13 protein-coding genes are annotated in these 13,474 nt (G+C 69.4%); 11 read left to right on the top strand and 2 right to left on the bottom strand.

All coding sequences use genetic code 11. From position 1 onward, the window contains the following. The first annotated feature begins 34 nt into the window (after positions 1-34). Entirely contained in the window at positions 35-991 is a 957-nt protein-coding gene (dapF, locus tag ACTWQD_RS09490; protein WP_443195899.1) for a diaminopimelate epimerase, read from the top strand. Here dapF and ACTWQD_RS09485 read toward each other — a convergent pair. Next, positions 972-1,586, bottom strand: coding sequence for a class I SAM-dependent methyltransferase (locus tag ACTWQD_RS09485; protein ID WP_443195898.1), 615 nt, complete (start codon positions 1,584-1,586; stop codon positions 972-974). The genes dapF and ACTWQD_RS09485 overlap by 20 nt on opposite strands. 524 nt (positions 1,587-2,110) lie before the next feature. Here ACTWQD_RS09485 and hflX point away from each other — a divergent pair. Continuing rightward, positions 2,111-3,679 carry a GTPase HflX gene (hflX, locus tag ACTWQD_RS09480; RefSeq protein ID WP_443195897.1) on the top strand — a complete coding sequence of 523 codons (1,569 nt, stop codon included), beginning with the start codon at positions 2,111-2,113 and terminating at the stop codon, positions 3,677-3,679. Then, a complete protein-coding gene (locus ACTWQD_RS09475; RefSeq protein WP_443195896.1) occupies positions 3,672-5,846 on the top strand; it encodes an ATP-dependent DNA helicase in 2,175 nt (724 codons plus the stop codon). Before hflX ends, ACTWQD_RS09475 begins: the two co-directional genes overlap by 8 nt. Before the next feature lie 77 nt (positions 5,847-5,923). Here ACTWQD_RS09475 and lexA read toward each other — a convergent pair whose 3' ends face one another. After that, positions 5,924-6,673 carry a transcriptional repressor LexA gene (gene lexA, locus ACTWQD_RS09470; protein ID WP_443195895.1) on the bottom strand — a complete coding sequence of 250 codons (750 nt, stop codon included), beginning with the start codon at positions 6,671-6,673 and terminating at the stop codon, positions 5,924-5,926. A gap of 509 nt (positions 6,674-7,182) precedes the next feature. Between lexA and ACTWQD_RS09465 the strand changes: the two genes are divergently transcribed. The 8 genes from ACTWQD_RS09465 (at position 7,183) to ACTWQD_RS09430 (ending at position 13,431) form a co-directional block, all read left to right on the top strand. After that, a complete protein-coding gene (locus tag ACTWQD_RS09465; RefSeq protein ID WP_443196189.1) occupies positions 7,183-7,509 on the top strand; it encodes a LysM peptidoglycan-binding domain-containing protein in 327 nt (108 codons plus the stop codon). 56 nt (positions 7,510-7,565) lie between these two features. Beyond that, on the top strand, positions 7,566-8,684 hold the full coding sequence (locus ACTWQD_RS09460) for a histidinol-phosphate transaminase (RefSeq protein ID WP_443195894.1): 1,119 nt from the start codon (positions 7,566-7,568) through the stop codon (positions 8,682-8,684). Between the two features lie 64 nt (positions 8,685-8,748). Further along, the gene (hisB, locus tag ACTWQD_RS09455; RefSeq protein WP_066434939.1) at positions 8,749-9,375 is read left to right on the top strand and encodes an imidazoleglycerol-phosphate dehydratase HisB; all 627 of its coding nucleotides are present in this window, start codon (positions 8,749-8,751) and stop codon (positions 9,373-9,375) included. Next, positions 9,372-10,127: an imidazole glycerol phosphate synthase subunit HisH gene (hisH, locus tag ACTWQD_RS09450; protein ID WP_443195893.1), complete on the top strand. Its 756-nt coding sequence runs from the start codon at positions 9,372-9,374 to the stop codon at positions 10,125-10,127. Before hisB ends, hisH begins: the two co-directional genes overlap by 4 nt. Continuing rightward, complete coding sequence (locus ACTWQD_RS09445; RefSeq protein ID WP_443195892.1) at positions 10,128-10,283, top strand: hypothetical protein; 156 nt, start codon at positions 10,128-10,130, stop codon at positions 10,281-10,283. It abuts the gene before it with no gap. A 50-nt stretch (positions 10,284-10,333) separates the two neighbouring features. Beyond that, positions 10,334-11,080 carry a bifunctional 1-(5-phosphoribosyl)-5-((5-phosphoribosylamino)methylideneamino)imidazole-4-carboxamide isomerase/phosphoribosylanthranilate isomerase PriA gene (priA, locus tag ACTWQD_RS09440; protein ID WP_443195891.1) on the top strand — a complete coding sequence of 249 codons (747 nt, stop codon included), beginning with the start codon at positions 10,334-10,336 and terminating at the stop codon, positions 11,078-11,080. Between the two features lie 13 nt (positions 11,081-11,093). Beyond that, positions 11,094-12,011 carry an SseB family protein gene (locus ACTWQD_RS09435; RefSeq protein ID WP_443195890.1) on the top strand — a complete coding sequence of 306 codons (918 nt, stop codon included), beginning with the start codon at positions 11,094-11,096 and terminating at the stop codon, positions 12,009-12,011. Positions 12,012-12,072: 61 nt separating this feature from the next. After that, a complete protein-coding gene (locus ACTWQD_RS09430) occupies positions 12,073-13,431 on the top strand; it encodes an MFS transporter (protein WP_443195889.1) in 1,359 nt (452 codons plus the stop codon). Positions 13,432-13,474 lie beyond the last annotated feature (43 nt).

Genomic DNA, 13,474 nt, shown 5'->3' with positions numbered 1-13,474 from the left:
CCGGCGGCCCGGACTGCACCGGTAACCTTGGACCATGGACGAATCCCTGGCCGTGGCCGCTGACCGCAACCCCTCCGCTGACACCGCAGCCCTGAGCGGACTCAAGTTTTCCAAAGGCCACGGCACGGGCAACGACTTTGTCCTCGTGGCCGACCCCAACGGCGCCCTGGCGCTGGCCCCCGAGCAGGTCGCGGCCCTCTGCGACCGCCACCGCGGAATCGGCGGCGACGGGCTGATCCGTGCCGTTCCATCCCGGCTGCTGGCCGAGGGCCAGGAGCTGCTCACCCGGCACCCCGACGCCGAATGGTTCATGGACTACCGCAACGGCGACGGCTCACTCTCCGAGATGTGCGGCAACGGCGTGAGGGTGTTTGTGCACTTCCTCATCGCCGAAGGCCTCGTGGACCTGCCGGCCGGCGAATCGCTGACCATCGGCACCCGCGGCGGCGTGAAAACGATCGTCCGCACCGCCTCGGGCTACGCCGTCGACATGGGCCCCTGGGAGTTCATCTTCCCGGGCGAAGCCACCGCGCGGGCCATGGATTCGCTGGTCAGCGCCTCCGGCCTGGAAGTCGCCCGGCCTGCCCTGTCCGTCAGCATGGGCAACCCGCACACCGTCGTGGCGCTGGCCGAATTGGCCGAGCTGGAGGCCACCCAGCTGTTCACCGCACCCCACGTGGACCCCACCCCTCCGCAGGGAACCAACGTCGAGTTTGTGGTGCCGTCCGAACCGCTGGTCCACGACGGCGTCGGGACCATCACCATGCGCGTCCACGAGCGCGGGGTGGGGGAGACCCAGTCCTGCGGCACCGGCGCCTGCGCAGCGGCCGTCGCCATCCGCCACTGGGCCGGCCAGGGCGCTCCCGACGTGTGGAACGTCCACGTCCCCGGCGGTGTGGTGGGCGTGAAGTTCTTCCTCGGGGCCGAAGGCCACGAGCACGTGGAGCTCAGCGGACCCGCCGTGATCGTCGCTAGTGGGACGCTTTCCTGACCCGGAGGATGCGGAACGACTTCGATGTGCTCTCACGGGTCACCGTGAAGCTGCTGTCCAGCTCCGCCGCGAGCCAGCGCTGCAGCGAATCCGACCCCAGGTTCTTCTGCACCACCAGCCATGCCGAGCCGCCGGGCGCCAGCCGCGGCAGCCACAGCAGCAGCAGCGCGTGGAGTTCGTCCTTGCCGATCCGGATGGGCGGGTTGGACCAGATGGTGTCGAACCGCAGCCCGGGGTCCACGGCGTCGGGCGTGCTGGCCGTGACGTTGCCAAGGCCCAGCAAGGCCGCGTTTTCGTTGGTCAGCGCCACGCAGCGCTCGTTGACGTCCACGGCGTAGACCTGTGCGTGCGGTGCGCGCAGCGCCAGGGTCAGCGCGATCGGACCCCAGCCGCAGCCGATGTCCAGCAGCGTGCCCTGCGGCGCCGGGGCGGGAGCCTCTGCCAGCAGTACCGCGGTGCCCTTGTCGATGCCGTCCGGGCTGAAAATGCCGGAGGACGTCAGCAGCTGCCGGGTCTGCCCGGCAAGCTCCACGGTCAGTGGCTTGCGGGTGAACGGCCCGGCAGGCTGGGCGCTGAAATAGTGTGCAGACTCCATAACTGGCCAGATTAGTTCGACACCCTCCCGGATGGGAAACCGCAGCATGGGAAGCCCCGGGATGGGAAACCGCAGGATGGGAAACCGTGGCGTGCGGCCGGGGGCGGTCAAGCGGTCTGCTAGGCTTAACGACATGTTCCTGAACTTCAAGTAGCCGGCACGGGCCCTTCTTTCACGCAGGTCCCGTCCCCGCAGCGACGCAGGTAGATACCTTCCGCTCAGTGCGCCACCTCCCGATGCTCCTGAAAAGGACCCATCCGCTGGCGCCCGAACTTCTTGAAGTCCGGCAGTGCTCACCAGGGCCCGGCCGAGCGGACCGTTCCTCCCTCCTCAAGGCAAAGCCCACGCCTGATCCTTATCCTTTCCCAGCGCTCCCGACCGGAGCCCAGCACTGCCGCCGGCACCGTTGCCGCAGGCATTCCAGGAGGCCGTGAATGACCACCAGCCGTCAGCCCAGCGCGAATACCGCCCCACACAGCACCGATCGGCATTATTCTGAAACTGCCGAACCTCTAAAGGAGACCATGACCACTCAGCCCAACACCGGACCCGATTCAGCATCCCAGGACATGAGTCCTGCGGAGATCCAGGCTGTCATCGACCGGATCCTCGCCAAGGACACCCCCTCCCGGAACGCGGCCCCGGCCGCCGGCGGGCCCAAACCGGTCCTCGGCAAGGCGCAGGCGATCTCCCGCCTCGACGAAGAACACGGCACCTACGACGGCGACCAGCAGGACCTGCAGGAACGGCACGCCCTGCGCCGCACCGCCGGGCTGTCGACGGAACTCGAAGACGTCACCGAAGTCGAATACCGGCAGCTGCGCCTCGAGCGGGTGGTCCTGGCCGGCCTCTGGACCGAAGGAACCCTCGCCGACGCCGAGAACTCCCTCCGGGAACTGGCTGCCCTCGCCGAGACGGCCGGCTCCGAGGTCCTCGACGGCATCGTCCAGCGCCGCCAGAAGCCCGACCCGGGAACATTCCTCGGCTCCGGCAAGGCGCAGGAACTGAAGGACATCGTCATGTCCACCGGCGCGGACACCGTGGTGGTCGACGCCGAGCTGGCGCCGTCCCAGCGCCGCAGCCTGGAGGACATCGTCAAGGTCAAGGTCATCGACCGGACGGCCCTGATCCTGGACATTTTCGCCCAGCACGCCAAGAGCCGCGAGGGCAAGGCCCAGGTGGAGCTGGCCCAGCTCGAGTACCTTCTCCCGCGCCTGCGCGGCTGGGGTGACTCGATGTCCCGCCAGGCCGGTGGCCAGGTGGGCGGCGCAGGTGCCGGCATGGGTTCGCGTGGTCCCGGTGAAACCAAGATCGAACTGGACCGCCGCCGGATCCGCACCCGGATGGCCAAGCTGCGGCGTGAAATCGCCGCGATGGCGCCGGCCCGCGAAACCAAGCGCGCCAACCGCCGTCGTAACGCCGTACCGTCCGTCGCGATCGCCGGGTACACCAACGCCGGCAAGTCCTCGCTGCTGAACCGACTCACCGACGCCGGCGTCCTGGTGGAGAACGCCCTGTTCGCCACCCTTGACCCGACCGTCCGGAAGGCCGAGACCCCCGACGGGCTGGGCTACACCCTCTCCGACACGGTGGGCTTCGTCCGGTCGCTGCCGACGCAGCTGGTGGAAGCCTTCCGCTCCACCCTGGAGGAAGTCGCCGACGCGGATCTGATCCTGCACGTCGTGGATGTCTCGCACCCGGACCCGGAAGGCCAGATCGCGGCCGTCCGCAAGGTGTTCAGTGAGGTCGACGCCCGCAAGGTGCCCGAGATCATCGTCCTGAACAAGGCCGACGCCGCGGACCCCTACGTCGTCGAACGCCTCAAGCAGCGCGAGCCGCGCCACGTGGTGGTCTCGGCGCGCACGGGCGAAGGAATCCTGGAGCTTCTGGCGGCCATCAGCGAAGGTATTCCGCGGCCCAGCGTCAAGCTGGAACTCCTGATCCCGTACCAGCGCGGAGACCTCCTCAGCAAGCTCCACGAGACCGACGCCGAGATCCTCAGCCTCGACCACGAGGAAGCGGGCACCCGCGCCGTCGTGATGGTGCGTGAGAGACTGGCCGCTGAACTGGATTCGTTCATCGCGCATGACTGAGGCAGCAGTGACCGGCGCGGAGACAGACACGGGCACCGGCATGGACGGCCCAACGGGGGAGGACCCACCGGCTGAAGACCAGGGAAACGCCCGGTCTTCAGCCGGGAAGCGCCCGGCAGGCCGGGGCGGCCGGGACGGCAGCGAGTTCGTCATCGAGCTGCTTGACCGTGCCGTCTCCGGCATGGGCGGCCAAAGCCGCGACGGCCAGCACGAGATGGCCCGGCAGGTGGCGCGCGCCATTGACAGCGGCGACCACCTGCTGGTCCAGGCCGGCACGGGAACCGGCAAATCCCTCGCGTACCTCATCCCGCTGATCGCCCACTCGCTGGACAGCGACAAGCCCACGCTGGTCTCCACCGCCACCCTTGCGCTGCAGACCCAGATCGTGGGCCGGGACCTGCCCCGGCTGCTGAAAACCATCACTCCTGCGCTCGACCGGCCCGTCAAAGTGGCCCTGGTGAAGGGCCGGTCCAACTACGTGTGCCGGCACAAGCTCGAGGGCGGGTTCCCCTCGGAGGAGCCCGCCGAAGGGCAGCTCTTCTCACTCGGCGAAGACACGTCCGTGCCGCACTTCGCCGCTGCCATGGGCGGCCCGTCGTCCCAGCTGGGCAAGGAAGTGGTGCGGCTGCGCGAATGGGCCGAGGACACCGCCACCGGGGACCGCGACGAGCTCTTGCCCGGCGTCACGGACCGGGCCTGGCGGCAGGTCTCCGTCACCTCCATGGAATGCCTCGGCGCGCAGAAATGCCCCCTGGCGGCCGAGTGCTTCAGCGAACTGGCCCGGCAGAACGCCGCGGACGCCGACGTCGTGGTCACCAACCATGCGATGCTGGCCGTCAGCGCCTTCGAGGGGCTCGCCGTGCTTCCGGACTACGACGTTGTGGTGGTGGACGAGGCCCACGAGCTCCAGGACCGGGTCACCGGCGCCGTGTCCGGCCAGCTGTCCGTCGCGATGGTGCACGCCGCCGCGTCCGGGGCGCGGAAGCACACGGGCATCACCGTGGATGCGCTGAACAACGCCGCCGCCAACCTTGAACTGGCCGTGGCCGGAGTCCCCAGCGGGCTGATGCCCAACGGCCTGAACAGCGAACAGCTGGACTGCGTGGACCAGCTGCGGGACGCCTGCCGCGCGGCACTGTCCGACTCCAAGGGGGACAGCGCCACCACGGCCGACGGCGGCCGCCAGCTCGCGCGCTCCCGCCTCATGGTGATCCTGGAACTCTGCGAACGGCTCCTCGCCGCACGCGAAAACCGCGAAGTGGTCTGGTTCTCCCGGAACAGCACCTTCGACCCGCAGCTGGGCTACTCCCAGCCGGACGAAACGGCCCCAGCCCTGATCAACATCGCCCCGCTCAGTGTGGCCGGCCGGCTCCGCGAGGGGCTCTTCGCGGACCACACCGTCATCCTGACCTCGGCCACGCTGGCCATCGGCTCAGCCTTCGAACCCGCCGCCGGCGGACTCGGCCTGGTGGGACCCGGTGCGCCGAGCTGGACCGGGGTGGACGTCGGCTCGCCGTTCGAGTACCCCAAGCAGGGCATCCTGTACGTGGCCAAACACCTCCCCAAGCCCGGCCGCGGCACGTCCCCGGAGGCGCTCGATGAGCTGGAGAAGCTGATCCGGGCCTCCGGCGGCGGGGCACTGTGCCTCTTCTCCTCCCGCCGCGCGGCCGAGGACGCCGCCGAGGCCCTGCGGCCGCGGCTGGGCCTGAGCATCCTCTGCCAGGGCGAGTCGACCATGACGGCGCTGGTGAAACAGTTCGCCGACGAACCGGACACCTGCCTCTTCGGCACCATGTCGCTGTGGCAGGGTGTGGACGTGCCGGGGACCTCGTGCCGGCTTGTTGTCATCGACCGCATTCCGTTTCCGCGGCCCGACGACCCCCTGATGACGGCCCGCTCCCGCGCGGTGGCCCAGGCGGGCGGCAACGGCTTTATGAGTGTCTCGGCCACCCACGCGGCCATCCGCCTCGCCCAGGGCGCCGGCCGGCTGATCCGCACCACGACGGACAGGGGAGTGGTGGCGGTGCTGGATTCACGGCTGTCCACCGAACGTTACGGGGGCTTCCTCCGCGCTGCCCTGCCGCCGTTCTGGCCCACCACCGACCCCGCGGTGGCCCTCGCGGCCCTGGAACGGCTCGCGAAGGAGTCAGGCCAGCCCGCCACATAGTCCGGGGAACGCGAAGGGCCCCGCCGGATGCCGGCGGGGCCCTTCTACGCAGCCGGTGGGGTACCGGCTGGCGGGTCCTAGAGGGAGCGCAGCACCGAGACCACTTTGCCCATGATGACGGCGTGGTCGCCGAGGATGGGCTCGTACTGCGTGTTCTGCGGCAGCAGCCAGGTGTGGCCGTCGCGCTGGCGGAACGTCTTGACGGTGGCCTCGTCGTCCAGCAGTGCGGCCACGATGTCACCGTTGACGGCATCGCCCTGGCGGCGCACCACCACCCAGTCGCCGTCGCAGATCGCGGCGTCGATCATCGAGTCGCCCGCGACCTGGAGCATAAACAGCTCGCCGTGGCCCACCAGCTGGCGCGGCAGCGGCATCACGTCCTCAACGACCTGGTCGGCGAGGATCGGCCCGCCGGCCGCGATCCGGCCCACCAGCGGGACCATGGCGGTGTCCGTGGCGCTGGTCAGCTCCGAGACGGACAGGCCGCCGACGGTGCGCAGGCCGCCCGGCTTCTCGGCGCCTGCGATCTTCGCGGGGCCCTCCTCCAGGGTGAGCGGCATCAGCACTTCCATGGCGCGGGGGCGCTTGGGGTCGCGTCGCAGGTAGCCGAGCTTTTCGAGCTGCGACAGCTGGTGCGTCACGCTGGACAGGCTCGCCAGGCCCACGGTGTCGCCGATCTCGCGCATGGACGGCGGGTACCCGTTGTCCGTGACGGAGCGCTGGATGGTCTCGAGGATCTTCTTTTGCCGGACGGTGAGGCTCTTGGGTGGCCGGGCGGCCTGCGGACCCCGCTGGGAGGCCCTGCCGCCAGTGGCTTGTGCTGCCATGTTCGCCAACGCCTTTCCGTTCCACCCGGCGGCCGTGGCTGCTGCTGCCGGGAACCTCCGGCCTGAAATGTCAGACCCTGCTGATCAACTGCAGAAGTGGTTGTTCTTTGATCGAAACCTGATCCAAACCTTTGGTCGGAATCCTTGATCCAAACGTAGGCCAGCCACACGGCTTTTTCAAACATTTGTTCTAGCGAGTCTCGACAATGTTCGTCAATAAGTGCTAAAACTGAAAAGGCGGTGTTCGAACATGTGTTCTATTCGAAAGTACGGCGGGCACCGCATAACGTTCGGTTGTTTGTTCGAAGGTTAGGCCGGTTGGCGGCGGTAAGTGGAGTACGCCGGACGGCACACAATGGTCCAGGAGGGCTCAGTTCATGTCAGCAACAAGTGCGTTTCACGATACTTTCGGCCGCGACGCTTCCGGCGCCTACGGCCAGCCTGCAGGTGGTCCGGCCGGCCGCGGTTCTGCCGGGGGCGGTTCTACCAGTGCCGGCCCTGCCGGGACGGTGAAGCCGCGGCAGGCGCCGCTCCGGCTGACCAGGCGCGGGCGGTTTGTCTTCATCGGTGTTCCCCTGATCCTGCTGGCCGCCCTGGTGCTTTCGTTCAGCGGCTTCTTCAACGCCCCGGCCAAGGCCGCGGAGTCGGCGTCCGAGCTGTCACCCACGCCGACGGTGACGGTCACCGTGCAGCCCGGTGAGTCGCTGTGGGCCATCGCGGAGACCGTGGCCCCCGAGCGCGACCCCCGCGACGTCGTCGCCGACATCGTCCAGCTGAACAACCTTGAGGCAGCCCGCGTGGTGCCCGGCCAGGCGCTCTTCATCCCCGCCGGGTAGGGCCGCCCACCCGTCACAGTTTCGGCCGCCGCCGGGATCTCACTTAAACTGGTGGAGTGACTGACCAGCTAGAGCGCCTGAACCGACTTCCCCTCCGGACGAATCTCCGGGGCCTGACCCCGTACGGGGCGCCCCAGCTGGACGTCCCCATCCTGCTCAATGTCAACGAGAACACCCACGGCGTCCCCGCCGATGTGCGCGCCGCCATCTCCGAGGCGGTCGCCGCCGCCGCAGTGGGACTGAACCGCTACCCGGACCGCGAATTCACGGAGCTCCGCGAGGCCCTGGCCGAGTATCTGGGGCACGGCCTGGGGCCGGACAACATCTGGGCCGCGAACGGCTCCAACGAGGTGCTCCAGCAGATCCTCCAGGCTTTCGGCGGTCCTGGCCGCACCGCCCTCGGGTTCCCTCCCACATACTCCATGTACCCGCTGCTGGCCTCCGGCACGGACACCGCGTACATCACCGGAACCCGCGCCGCCGACTACGGACTGAGTGCCGAATCGGCCGCCCGCCAGGTCCGCGAGCTCCAGCCGAACATCGTGTTCCTGTGCTCCCCGAACAACCCCACCGGCACCGGCCTTGGCCTGGACGTCGTCGAGGCCGTCTACGAGGCCGGCGAAGCGAGCCAGACCATTGTGATCGTGGACGAGGCGTACCACGAGTTTGCCCATGACGGCACGCCCAGTGCACTGACGCTGCTGCCCGGCCGGGAGCGCCTCATCGTCTCGCGGACCATGAGCAAAGCCTTCGCACTGGCCGGGGCCCGCGTCGGCTACATGGCCGCAGCCCCGGAGGTCACCGATGCGCTGCGCCTGGTCCGACTGCCGTACCACCTGTCCGCCATCACCCAGGCGACGGCGCTGGCCGCACTGCACCACCGGACGGCGCTGATGGCCGACGTCGAGGACATCAAGCGGCAGCGGGACAGGATCGTGACCGAGCTGCTGCGCATGGGCCTCAAGCCGGCCGCCTCGGATTCGAACTACGTCTTCTTTGGCGGCCTGGACAACCCGCACGAGGTCTGGCAGGAACTGCTCAACGCCGGTGTGCTGATCCGGGACGTGGGCATCCCCGGGCACCTTCGCGTCACCGCTGGTACTGAGACGGAAACCACAGCTTTCCTCGAAGCGCTCGAGCGGATCCTGGCTGGCCGCGCTGTGCAGCCCGCCTAGACTTAACCCAGGACATCCACCCGGCCGGAAGGCCGGGCCCCGCCGTCAGCCAAAGGACACCCACATGAGCAACACCGGAGCAGCCGCTGCCCAGGGCCGGACCGCACGCATGGAACGGACCACCAGCGAGTCATCCGTACTGGTCGAGATCGACCTGGACGGCACGGGCGTCTCGGACATCAGCACGTCGGTGCCGTTCTACGACCACATGCTCACGGCGTTGAGCAAGCACTCGCTGATCGACATGACGGTCAAGGCCACCGGCGACACGCACATCGATGTCCACCATACGGTCGAGGACGTCGCTATCACCTTTGGTGAGGTGCTGCGCACCGCCCTCGGGAACAAGGCCGGCATCCGCCGGTTCGGCGAAGCCACGGTACCCCTCGATGAGGCCCTCGCCCACGCCGTCGTCGATGTTTCTGGCCGGCCCTACCTCGTGCACGGCGGCGAGCCCGCAGGCCAGGAATACCACCTGATCGGCGGCCACTTCACCGGGTCCCTGACCCGACACGTCTTCGAGGCCATCACCCTGCACGCCGGGATCTGCCTGCACATGAACGTCACCGCCGGACGGGATCCCCACCACATCGTCGAGGCCCAGTTCAAGGCCTTCGCCCGCGCCCTCCGCGCCGCCGTCGAACCCGACCCCCGGGTCACGGGCATCCCCTCCACCAAGGGTGCGCTGTGACCGGCAAGGTGCTGAAGGACGGCGCCATCATCAACCCGGACGCAGCCCGGAAGCCGGCCTCGCCCGAGGGCAAGCCCACCGTCACCGTGCTTGACTACGGCTCCGGCAACGTCCGCTCCGCCGTCCGTGCCCTGGAGCGCGCCGGCGCCGAGGTGATCCTCAGTTCCAAGCCCGAGGACGTGCTCAACGCCGACGGCCTCGTGGTTCCTGGCGTCGGTGCGTTCGAGACGGTGATGCGCGAGCTCAAAGCTGTTGACGGCATCCGCATGATCGGCCGCCGCGTCGCCGGCGGCCGGCCGGTCCTTGCCATCTGCGTTGGCCTTCAGGTCCTCTTCGAGGCCGGCGTCGAGCACGGCACCGAAGCCGAAGGCATGGGGGAGTGGCCCGGCAAAGTCGAGCTCCTGCCCGCGGAGGTCGTGCCGCACATGGGCTGGAACACCGTGACCGTCCCCGAGGGCTCCAGGCTTTTCGCCGGCGTCGAGAACGAGCGTTTCTACTTTGTGCACTCCTACGGGGTCCAGCAATGGGATTTCGACGTCATCCAGCCGCGGATGACGGCGCCGCTTGTCACCTGGTCGGAGCACGGGGCCCCGTTTATCGCGGCCGTGGAAAACGGCCCGCTGTGCGCCACGCAGTTCCACCCCGAAAAGTCCGGCGATGCCGGGGCGCGCCTGCTGCGCAACTGGGTGGAGGGCCTGCAGAGCCCGGCCCGTGCCGCGGAATCCACATCCCCGGACGCCGGGACCGCCTAGATGTGGTCCCTTGTGCTGATGGGGCTGGCCGGTCTGCTGGTGGGCGGCGCGCTGTCCTTCCGCCAGCAGAAAAGCCCGCGCTGGGTCCAGGTTGTGTTTTACGTCCTGGCCGGCATGGCGCTGCTGGCCGCATATCTCTTGACAGTGCCTGCCTGAGTTCCGGCAACGCCCACCCCTGCCGTCCCCGAAGTGCTGAGGAGCCACCGATGACCACCGAAACACCGCTGCCCGTGCTGGAACTGCTGCCCGCCGTCGACGTCGTCAACGGCCAGGCGGTGCGCCTCGTCCAGGGCGAGGCCGGCAGCGAAACCAGCTACGGCACGCCGCTCGAGGCCGCGCTGAACTGGCAGCAGCAGGGGGCTGAATGGGTCCACCTCGTTGACCTCGACGCCGCCTTCGGCCGGGGATCCAACGCCGAACTGCTCCGCGAGGTGGTGGGCCGGCTCGACATCAAGGTGGAACTTTCCGGCGGCCTGCGCGACGACGAATCCCTCGAGCAGGCCCTGGACCTGGGCGTCGCCCGTGTGAACCTGGGCACCGCGGCCCTGGAAAACCCCGAGTGGACCGCCCGGGTCATTGAGCGCTTCGGCGACAAAATCGCCGTCGGACTGGACGTCCGCGGAACCACGCTGGCCGGCCGCGGCTGGACCAAGGAAGGCGGCGACCTCTGGGAGGTCCTGGGACGCCTCGAAGAGGCCGGCTGCTCCCGCTACGTCGTCACCGACGTCACCAAGGACGGCACCCTGCAGGGTCCCAACGTCGAACTCCTGCGCCAGATGGTGGAGAAGACCGGCAAGCCCGTTGTGGCCTCCGGCGGGATCTCCAGCCTCGAGGACCTCAAGGTGCTGCGCTCCCTCGTCCCGCTGGGCGTTGAAGGAGCCATCATCGGCAAGGCGCTCTACAACGGCAACTTCACCCTGCCCGAGGCCCTCGACGTCGCCGGCCGCCGCTAGCCGGGCCCGCAGCATGGAGCACCGGCCGGCACCCGGCAACCCTGAGCCCGGCAACCCTGAGCCCGGCAACCCCGCCCCCGCGCGCCAGCTTCCCGGCCATATCGCGGCGGCCCTGGCCGGCGCCGGCGGGGCCACCGATTCGGCGGGCCGTCCCTGGGCGGGGCGCAGCCTGTCCGGTGACGACGCCACCATCCACAACTTCGAGGACGACGACGGCGCTGCCGACGCCGGCTACCTCGCGGCCCTCGCCGCCCTCGCGGACGGCAGCGGGGACGAGGCGGCGGTGGTGGCCGCGCTGGCCACGGCCCGGGTCTTTGTGCCGGTCCTCGCCACACTGGCCGAGGAAGGCGAAGGCGCGGCCGGCCTGCATTCCGACAAGCAGGCCGACATGGCCCTGGTCACCCTCAAAGCGCCGGACGGCCGCACCGCGATGCCCGCCTTCACCTCCGCCTCCGCCCTGCAGGCCTGGCATCCCGAGGCGCGGCCGGTGGCCGTCTACGCTGCCCGGGCGGCGCTGTCCGCCGTGGCCGAGGGAGCGGAACTGCTGGTGCTCGATCCCGGGTCCGCGGTCACGTTCGTGGTGCGCCGGCCCGCCGTGTGGGCGCTGGCGCAGCAGCAGGACTGGACGCCGTCGTATGCTGATCCCGAGCTTGCGCGGAACCTGGGCGGGGCCGTGGCTGGCTTTCCGGCGGTCCGCCGTGTTGAAATTCATCCGGGAAGCGGAGTCGCCACGCTGGCGGCAGACGGAAGCCGGCTCCCGGGCGGCGGCGCCGGTCCGGAGCTGCGCGTGGTCCTCTACCTTGAAGACGGGCTCGACGCCGCCGGCGTCCAGTCCGTGGTGTCCGGCCTCAACAGCGCCTGGGCGCAGAACGAAGTATTTGCTGAGCGGGTTGACTCGATCGAAGTCACATTGCAGCGCGCAGCGCCGTAGCTGACGGTCAGCCGGGGACACCTGGTGCTGCCGGGGGCAGTACTAGAAGGATGTTTGTCTCGTGAACTTCGCGCTTTACCGGCAACTGCTGGCCGTCCGGCCCATCAGGCGGCTCCTGCTGGTCGGGATGGTTGCCCGCATACCGCACTCCGCGGCAGGGGTCCTGCTGACCCTCCACATTGTCCTGACCCTGGGCCAGGGCTACGCCGCTGCGGGGGCGGCGGCCGCCGTCATGACCATCGGTATTGCCGTCGGCGCCCCCTGGCGGGGCCGGCGCGTCGACACCGTGGGCCTGCGGCGGGCCCTCATCCCGTCCGTCATCGCCGAGGCTGTCATCTGGTCCGTGGTGCCGCACGTCTCCTATGAGATCCTGCTCCCGCTGGTGTTCGTGGGCGGCCTGCTGACCCTGCCGATTTTCAGCGTGGTGCGGCAGTCGCTCGGGGTCCTCGCCACCGGGGACCAGCGGCGCACCGCCTTCGCTCTCGACGCCATCTCCACCGAACTGGTCTTTATGATCGGCCCCGCGGCCGGCGCCCTCACCGCCACGGCCGGGTTCTCGGTCCTGGGGCTCACCATAGTCGGCATCGCAACGTCCGTGGCAGGGCTCTTCCTCATGTGGTTCAACCCGCCCACCCGCAGCGCCGGGCTTGTCCCTGGACACGGTCCAGCAGCCGGCGCCGAGTCCGTTGAGTCCTTTGAGGCGGGCCAGCAGGAAGGTGCCGAAGCCGCCGTCGTCGCAGCCGCACCGGCGCACCTGCAGGAAGCCGCCGCCGAGTTCGCCCCGCTGGCCGCCGAGGAGCGGCGCCACGAACAGGCGGGCCTGCGGCACAAGGTCATCTCCAACTTCACGTGGTTCACGGCCGCGGTAGCCGCCGTTTTCGCCGTCGCGGCCGGCGCCGGCATGGTCCTCAGCGGGACCGACGTCGGAATTGTGGCCGCCCTCGAATCCAACGGCCGCCAAGCCGAAATCGGGCTGGTGTTCCTCTTCTGGTGCGCCGCCTCCGTGGTGGGCGGCCTGGTCTACGGTGCCATGCACCGGCCCATCTCACCGGTCCTCCTGCTGCTGGGGATGTCGGCGCTGACCATTCCGATGGGCTTTGCGCAGGACACCTGGACCCTGTGCCTGCTCTCGCTCCTGCCGGGCCTGCTGTGTGCCCCCGTGCTGTCGGCGGCCTCCGAGAAGGTCGCGGAACTCGTGGACGAGCGCCGCCGCGGGGAGGCCATGGGCTGGTACGGCTCAGCCCTCACAGGGGGCGTGGCCCTCGGTGCGCCCCTCGCCGGGGTCTTCATCGACGGAGTGGGCCCTTCGGCAGGATTCGTGGCCGTGGGCCTGGGCGGCGTCGCACTGTGCCTCCTCGGCCTGGTGCTGCAGCACCGCCGGCGGAGGCGCGGCGCCGGCGTTGAGGCCAACTGTCGCTGACAGCTGTTAACGACGACGGCGGCGGGGGGAAAGGTGTGGTCCG

The organism is Pseudarthrobacter sp. 1C304 (assembly GCF_052245515.1).
GTDB lineage: Bacteria > Actinomycetota > Actinomycetes > Actinomycetales > Micrococcaceae > Arthrobacter.
The sequence above is the reverse complement of the archived record's forward strand: the minus strand, read 5'-3'. Positions and strand labels throughout refer to the sequence as shown.